Origin of the sequence: Micromonospora sp. B11E3, assembly GCF_039871625.1 — a bacterium.
In the GTDB taxonomy this organism is placed as follows: Bacteria; Actinomycetota; Actinomycetes; order Mycobacteriales; family Micromonosporaceae; genus Micromonospora.
On the sequence record NZ_JBDPMC010000078.1, the window covers coordinates 21,908 to 27,907 of the forward strand.

5 protein-coding genes are annotated in these 6,000 nt (G+C 75.0%); all 5 read left to right on the top strand.

Annotation, left to right across the window (positions count from 1 at the left end):
- Nucleotides 1-100 precede the first annotated feature (100 nt).
- Nucleotides 101-1,975 (top strand): glycerophosphodiester phosphodiesterase family protein, encoded by a 1,875-nt coding sequence (locus tag ABGB16_RS27760; RefSeq protein WP_347671038.1) that lies wholly within the window; start codon nucleotides 101-103, stop codon nucleotides 1,973-1,975.
- Nucleotides 1,976-2,149: 174 nt separating this feature from the next.
- Nucleotides 2,150-3,328 carry a chorismate synthase gene (gene aroC / locus ABGB16_RS27765; protein ID WP_347671039.1) on the top strand — a complete coding sequence of 393 codons (1,179 nt, stop codon included), beginning with the start codon at nucleotides 2,150-2,152 and terminating at the stop codon, nucleotides 3,326-3,328.
- A gap of 11 nt (nucleotides 3,329-3,339) precedes the next feature.
- A complete protein-coding gene (locus tag ABGB16_RS27770) occupies nucleotides 3,340-3,846 on the top strand; it encodes a shikimate kinase (protein WP_347671043.1) in 507 nt (168 codons plus the stop codon).
- Nucleotides 3,847-3,916: 70 nt separating this feature from the next.
- Nucleotides 3,917-4,996 (top strand): 3-dehydroquinate synthase, encoded by a 1,080-nt coding sequence (gene aroB / locus ABGB16_RS27775; protein WP_347671040.1) that lies wholly within the window; start codon nucleotides 3,917-3,919, stop codon nucleotides 4,994-4,996.
- A complete protein-coding gene (gene aroQ / locus ABGB16_RS27780) occupies nucleotides 4,993-5,433 on the top strand; it encodes a type II 3-dehydroquinate dehydratase (RefSeq protein ID WP_347671041.1) in 441 nt (146 codons plus the stop codon). Before aroB ends, aroQ begins: the two co-directional genes overlap by 4 nt.
- Nucleotides 5,434-6,000: the final 567 nt, after the last annotated feature.

Consider the following 6,000-nt stretch of genomic DNA (forward strand, 5'->3'; position numbering starts at 1 on the left):
GCCCGCGCAGGGTGAACCCGTCGCAAGATCATTCTCTGTACACCTGAGCGTGGGCTGATCGTCGCCACCCGGCACACCGAAGCCCCTAGCGTCGGTGACCATGTCGACCCTCACCCATCTCGTCGGGCGCCCCGGCCGGGCCGTCGCCGCACTCGCGGCGGCGGCCACGACCCTGGGCGCGTTCGCCGTCGTCCCGACCCCCACCCCCGCCGCCGCCGAGCCGGGGGCCGTCGTCGTCGCCGAGGACTTCTCCGCCGGTACGCTGCCCGCCGGCTGGCGGGCGATCGACGGCGAGTGGACGGTGCGCGACGGCCGGCTGTACGGCACGGCCACCAGCGGCACCAGGAAGATCACCTTCGGCCGGCACCTGACCGACTTCCGGTTCGAGGCGACGGTGCGGTTCGAGACCGTCGCCGAGCCGACCCGCTGGACGGCGCTCGGCCTGGACGTGCCCGCCGACGGCCGTACCCCGTGGTGGATCGCCACCATGCGCAGCGGCACCACGGCCGCCAACGGGCTGGAGTTCGCCCAGCTCACCCCCGCCAACGCGTGGAACGTCACCAACACGGCCGCCGCGCCGTACGCGGCGGGCACCGGCCGGGACATGAAGGTCGCCGTGGAGGTGCACGGCAACCAGGCCCGGTGGTTCCTCGACGGCCGCCAGTTGCTGCGCACCAGCAGCCTCGCCCGGTCCACCGACGGCGGGCAGGCGCTGGTGGTCAACGGCGCCAGCGTCTCGTTCGACGACGTCCGGGTCACCGAGCTGGCGCCGAACGGCTACCTGCGGCCGGAGGGCGCCCCGATGACCGTGGTCGCGCACCGCGGCGCGTCCGCCGCCGCCCCGGAGAACACCCTCGTCGCACAGGAGATCGCCCGCCGGGCCGGGGCCGACTTCGTCGAGAACGACGTCCAGCCGAGTCGGGACGGGGTGCCGTTCGTGCTGCACGACGCGACCGTGAACCGGACCACCGACGGCACGGGTGCCGTACGGGACCTGACCGCCGCCCAGCTCGGGGCGCTCGACGCCGGCTCCTGGTTCGCCCCGCAGTACGCGGGCGCACGGCTGCCGACCCTGGCCGAGCAGCTCGCCGACCTGCGCGCCCGGGGCGGCAACCTGCTGCTGGAGATCAAGGGCCGGCACAGCCGGGACGAGGTGGCCCGGATCGTCGAGGTGATCCGCGCCGAGCGGATGACGAGCCGCGTCTTCGTGCAGAGCTTCGAGGTCGACGCCCTGCGCTACACCCGGGAGCTCGCCCCCGAGCTGCCCCTCGGGCTGCTCCGCAGCGGCCTGGACGCCGACCCCGTGGCCGTCGCCCGCGACCTGGGCCTGACCGCGTACAACCCGACCGGGACGGCGCTGCTCGCCCGGCCGGCCGTCGTGGCGGACCTGCACGCCGCCGGCGTCGCCGTCTTCGCCTGGACGGTCGACTCGCCCGCCCAGTGGCAGCAGCTGGAGCGGATCGGCACCGACGGGATCATCACCAACCGGCCGGCGGAGCTGGTCGGCTGGAACGCGGCCGGCCAGCTCGGTGCCGCCGCCCCCACCGTGTCGATCGCCGCTCCCGCCGACGGCGCGCAGCTCGACCGGGCGCAGCGTCCCGTGCTCGCCGTGCCGGCCGCCGACGCCGACACCGTCGAGGTCACCCTCGACGGGGCGCCGGTCCCCGCGGGGCAGCCCCTCGACCTGACCGGGCTGGCCGCCGGCACGCACCGGCTCAAGGCGGTGGCGACCGGCCCCAAGGGCACGGCGACCGCCGAGGCCACGTTCACCGTCACGGTGACCCCGGCCGGGCTGGGCCACCTCGTGCTCACCTCCGGCGCCGAGGAGCAGGCGCTCACCGTGCTCGCCGCCCACCTGGTGCAGGGCCGGTACGCCGAGCTGGCCCGGTACGCCGACCAGCAGGCGGGGCACCTGGTGCCGGCCGAGGCGGCCCGGACGATCGCCGCCGACGCCCGTACGCTCGCCGGGAACTGACCCGCGGGGTGCGGGCCGTCCAGCGGCGGCCCGCACCCGCGCCCGGCCGGTGTCGCGCGCCCGGCCAGGCGCGCAGGGCCAGGATCTCGGAGCGGCGCGCGCGACACCGTCCGCTACGCGGGACGCGGCGGGCGGCGCGTCGGGGGGCGACGCGGTCGTGACAGACTTGCCGACGTGTTGCGCTGGCTGACTGCAGGTGAATCGCACGGTCCCGCCCTCGTCGCGATGCTGGAGGGCGTACCCGCCGGGATCGAGGTGACCAGCGGCGAGATCGCCGACGAGCTGGCCCGCCGCCGGCTCGGCTACGGCCGGGGCGCCCGGATGTCGTTCGAGCGGGACGAGGTCGAGATCATCGGCGGGCTCCGGCACGGACTGACCCTGGGCAGCCCCGTCGCCATCCGCGTCGGTAACTCCGAGTGGCCGAAGTGGCAGACCGTCATGGCCGCCGACCCGGTGGACCCGGAGGAACTGGCCCGGCAGGCCCGCAACGCGCCGCTGACCCGCCCGCGTCCGGGCCACGCCGACCTGGCCGGCATGCAGAAGTACGGCCACACCGACGCCCGGCCGATCCTGGAGCGGGCCAGCGCGCGGGAGACCGCCGCCCGGGTCGCCGTCGGCACGGTGGCGAAGGCCCTCGTCCGGCAGGCGCTCGGCATCGAGATCGTCTCGCACGTGGTGGAGCTGGGCCCGGTCGCCGCGAAGCCGGGGCTGCGCCCGAGGCCGGAGGACGCCGCGCGGATCGACGCCGACCCGCTGCGCTGCCTCGACCCGGACGCCAGCGCCCGGATGGTCGCCGAGGTCGACGCCGCGAAGAAGGCCGCCGACACCCTCGGCGGCGTGGTCGAGGTGCTGGCGTACGGGGTGCCTCCGGGCCTGGGCAGCCACGTCCAGTGGGACCGCAAGCTCGACGCCCGGCTCGCCACCGCGCTGATGTCGATCCAGGCGATCAAGGGCGTGGAGATCGGCGACGGCTGGCAGCAGGCCCGCTCGCGCGGCTCCGAGGCGCACGACGAGATCGTGCCCACCGCCACGGGCGTACGCCGGGTGACCGACCGGGCCGGTGGCCTGGAGGGCGGCATCACCACCGGCGAGCCGCTGCGCGTGAAGGCGGCCATGAAGCCGATCTCGTCGCTGAACCGGGCCCTGGCCACGGTCGACGTGACCACCGGGGAGCCGGCGACGGCGATCAACCAGCGCTCGGACGTCTGCGCCGTGCCGGCCGCCGCGGTGGTCGCCGAGGCGATGGTGGCGCTGGTGCTCGCCGAGGCCGCCACCGAGAAGTTCGGCGGCGACTCGGTGGCCGAGATGCGCCGCAACCTGGCGGGCTACCTCGACTCGCTGGTCATCCGGTGAGCGAGAACACGGTGACGCGGCCGGTGTGCGTCCTGGTGGGGTCGCCGGGCTCCGGCAAGACGACCGTCGGGCAGGCGCTCGCCGAACTGCTCGGCGTGGAGTTCCGCGACACAGACCAGGACATCGAGCGGCTGGCCGGCAAGCCGATCCCGGAGATCTTCGTCGACGAGGGCGAGGCGCACTTCCGTACGCTCGAACGGGCCGCCACGGCCGCGGCGCTGGCCTCCTGCGCCGGGGTGCTGGCCCTCGGCGGCGGCGCGGTGCTCGCGGAGGAGAACCGCGCCGCCCTGGTCGGGCACACCGTGGTGCACCTGAGCGTCGAGCTGCCCGACGCGGTCAAGCGGGTCGGGCTGGGCGCCGGCCGTCCGCTGCTGGCGATCAACCCGCGGGCGACGCTCAGGCACCTGATGGAGCAGCGTCGCCCGCTGTACGCCGAGGTGGCGACCGTGACCGTGGTCACCGACGGGCGGACGCCGGAGGAGATCGCGGCCGAGATCGCCGCCCTGCTCAAGCCCTGACCGCCGACGGCCAACCACCCTATGGACAGGCGACCGTCCGGGGGTGGGTGCTGGGCTAGGGTGGCGGGCGATGAACGAGGTGACTACCCGCATCCCCGTCGGCGGCGAGCGGCCGTACGACGTGCTGGTGGGACGGGATCTGATCGACGCCCTGCCGTCGCTGCTGCCCGGCGCGGCCCGGGTGGCGGTGCTGCACGCGCCGCCGCTCAAGGCGCTGGCCGACGCGATCGGCGAGCGGCTGACCGCCGCCGGGATGGCGCCGCTGGTCGTGGAGGTGCCGGACGCCGAGGCGGGCAAGGCGATCGAGGTGGCCGCCGCGTGCTGGGACCGGCTCGGCGAGGCGGGGTTCACCCGGACCGACGCCGTCGTCGGGGTCGGCGGGGGCGCCGTCACCGACCTGGCCGGCTTTGTCGCGGCCTGCTGGCTGCGCGGGGTGCGCTGGGTGCCGGTGGCGACCTCGCTGCTCGGCATGGTCGACGCGGCGGTCGGCGGCAAGACCGGGATCAACACGACGGCCGGGAAGAACCTGGTCGGCGCCTTCCACCCGCCCGCCGGGGTGCTCTGCGACCTCACGGTGCTGGACAGCCTCCCGCCGGTGGACCTGGTCGCCGGGCTGGCCGAGGTGGTCAAGTGCGGGTTCATCGCCGACCCGGTGATCCTCGACCTGGTGGAGCGGGACCCGGCGGCGGCCACCGACCCGCGCGGCCCGGTGGTCCGGGAGCTGATCGAGCGGGCGATCCGGGTCAAGGCGGACGTGGTCTCCAGCGACCTGCGCGAGTCCGGGGTGCGCGAGGTGCTCAACTACGGCCACACCCTGGCCCACGCGATCGAGAAGGTGGAGGGGTACCGCTGGCGGCACGGGCACGCCGTGGCCGTCGGCACGGTGTACGTGGGGACGCTGGGCCGGCTGGCCGGCCGGCTGGACGCGGCCACGGCCGAGCGGCACCGCAGCGTGCTGGCGGCGCTCGGGTTGCCCACGAGCTACCGGGCCGACGCCTGGCCGGCGCTGCTGGCCACGATGCGGGTGGACAAGAAGACCCGGGGCTCGAAGCTGCGGTTCGTGGTGCTGGACGGCCTCGCCCGCCCGACGATCCTGGAGGGCCCCGACGAGGAGCTGCTGCACCGGGCCTATCGGGAGGTCGCCTCGTGAGGGTGTACGTGTTGAACGGGGTCAACCTGGGCCGGCTGGGCACCCGGCAGGTCGACGTCTACGGGCTGACCAGCTACACCGATCTGGTGACCATGTGCGTGGAGACCGGCCGGGAGCTGGGGCTGGACGTGGTGGTCCGGCAGACCGACGCGGAGCACGAGCTGGTGGGCTGGCTGCACGCGGCGGCCGACGAGCAGGCGGCGGTGGTGCTCAACCCGGCGGCCTGGTCGCACTACTCGATCGCCGTGCGGGACGCCTGCGCCCTGCTGCGCGGTCCGCTGGTCGAGGTGCACATCTCCAACATCCACGCCCGCGAGGAGTTCCGGCACCACTCGGTGGTCTCCGCGGTGGCGACCGGGGTGATCTGCGGGCTGGGCGTGGACGGCTACCGGCTGGCTCTGCACCATCTGGCCCATCGCCTCGGTGCCCGCGCCTGAGCGCTCGGCGGGTTTCCAGCGTCCGGCCGCTGTCTGGCCGTCGGATGTCTGGCCTGTCGTGCCCTGGCCTGTGGGGTGTCCTGGCCGGTGCGGTGCGGTGCGGTGCGGTGGCCGGTGCGGTGCCCTGGCCCGCGCGGTGCCGTGGCCGGTGCGGTGTCCTGGACGTCCCACGAGGACTCGTTGCCGCCGACCCCACCGTAACTGCTTGTAGCCGGGCGAGTCGGTCACGGTCTGCGACCGTGGGTCCGCAACCCCGTGGGCGATCCTTGACGCTTTGCTCTGCACTCATATCCGCAACACGTCCCTGACCTGCGACCAACGGTCTTCCTGTTCGATTTGGCCGAAACAGGAGCGATCACGATGAGTGGTTGTCGCGTCGGTGGGTGCAGAGCAAAGGGGCGGGACCGGGGGTGGGTGACTCCCGCTCTGACAACTCTTCGTGACTGTTCGCCACGGTGGTCCGCCCGCCCGCGCGGGGAGTGCGGCGACGGAGCGCCCGCGGTACGGGGCCGGCTGTCCGCGCGGCGCCAGGCCCCCGGCGCCAGGCCCCCGGCGCCAGGCCCCCGC

Coding starts and splice junctions, on each gene's coding strand:
- ABGB16_RS27760 (WP_347671038.1), top strand. CDS start 101: ATGTCGACCCTCACCCATCTCGTCGGGCGCCCCGGCCGGGCCGTCGCC.
- aroB (WP_347671040.1), top strand. CDS start 3,917: ATGAACGAGGTGACTACCCGCATCCCCGTCGGCGGCGAGCGGCCGTAC.